Origin of the sequence: Vibrio sp. S12_S33, assembly GCF_963889785.1 — a bacterium.
GTDB lineage: Bacteria > Pseudomonadota > Gammaproteobacteria > Enterobacterales > Vibrionaceae > Vibrio > Vibrio aestuarianus.
This window is the reverse complement of sequence record NZ_CAWPQZ010000474.1, coordinates 1-212: the sequence shown is the minus strand read 5'-3', so window position 1 is coordinate 212 and position 212 is coordinate 1. Positions and strand designations below refer to the sequence as shown.

The window sequence follows — 212 nt, the reverse complement described above, 5'->3', positions numbered from 1 at the left end:
TCAAGCTTGGAATGGTGATGTCGGCGCTGCCATTGGCAAGGTCCGCCGCCGTCACGGTGTAGGTTTGCTCCGTGGTGCTACCATCTGGGTTGGTGATGGTTAAGGTGATGGTATCGCCTTCTTCCACGCCCGTTGGTAGGGTCACGTTGGTTTCAACGCCGTCACTGTTCTCGGCCACGCTCACGCTGCCGTCCGCGGCATCCGCGATGGTA

1 protein-coding gene is annotated in these 212 nt (G+C 59.9%); it reads right to left on the bottom strand.

Annotated elements, in window-relative coordinates; genetic code table 11:
- Nucleotides 1–212, bottom strand: a 212-nt coding sequence (locus AACW06_RS20780; protein ID WP_202884147.1) for a hypothetical protein, incomplete at both ends; no start/stop codon positions are given.